We start from the raw sequence: 1070 nt of genomic DNA on the forward strand, positions 1-1070 counted from the left end.
ACCGCCAAAATCATTAAACCTAAATTAGGACTTTTAGAATTAGCTAATCAACTCGGTAACGTTCAACAAGCTTGCAAAGTCATGGGATACAGTCGAGATAGCTATTATCGCTTTAAAAAATTGTATTAGCAAGGGGGTGAGCTTGCGCTTCAAGAAATCAGTCGTAAAAAGCCTATCGAAAAAAATCGGGTAGAGCCACATATAGAACAAGCCGTTGTCAATATGGCCTATGAATATCCAGCTTATGGGCAACATCGAGTTGCCAATCAACTTCGTCAAGAAGGCATCATGGTGTCAGGGAGTGGGGTACGCTCTATTTGGCTACGTCACGATTTAGAAAGTTTTAAAAAACGCTTAATAGCCCTAGAAACCAAAGTGGCACAAGAAGGATGTGTGCTCACTGAAAATCAATTACAAGCCCTTGAAAAAGCCAAAGCATCAAAAGAAGCGCATGGTGAAATTGAGACACATCATCCGGGATATTTATGTGCACAAGATACCTATTATGTAGGGCACATTAAAGGCATAGGGAAAATATACCAACAAACATTTATTGATACCTATTCCAGACTCGCTTTTGCTAAAGTCTATACCGAGAAAAACAGCCTGATTGCTGCCGATATGCTCAATGATAAAGAGCTTCCTTTCTTTGACAGCGAACAAGTGCCGCTGTTACGCATTCTTACAGACCAAGGTACGGAATATAATGGCCATAAGGAGAGCCATGCTTATGAGCTTTATCTTAATCTAGAAGATATTGAACACACCAAGACCAAAGCCTACAGCCCACAAACAAACGGTATTTGTGAGCGATTCCATAAGACGATGAAAACAGAATGTTATGATATTTTATTTCGGCGTAAGATTTACACGCAATTGAGTGAAATACAAAACGATATTGAGCAATGGCTTGAATTTTACAATCGAGAAAGAGCGCATTCAGTAAATATTGTTATGGGAAGACACCATGGCAAACATGGAATGATGCAAAGGGGTTGGTTAAGGAAAAGCAATTGGAGAATTTATTTTGCTCATCGGACACGCATTTTGTTAAAATGAAAGCCGATGAG

1 pseudogene is annotated in these 1070 nt (G+C 39.4%); it reads left to right on the forward strand.

The window, feature by feature from the left end:
* Window positions 1–9: 9 nt before the first annotated feature.
* Window positions 10–1070, forward strand: a pseudogene (locus A9G35_RS10190) (IS481 family transposase); the annotation flags it as partial.

The organism is Gilliamella sp. Choc5-1 (assembly GCF_001690595.1).
Classification (GTDB): Bacteria; Pseudomonadota; Gammaproteobacteria; order Enterobacterales; family Orbaceae; genus Gilliamella; species Gilliamella apicola_M.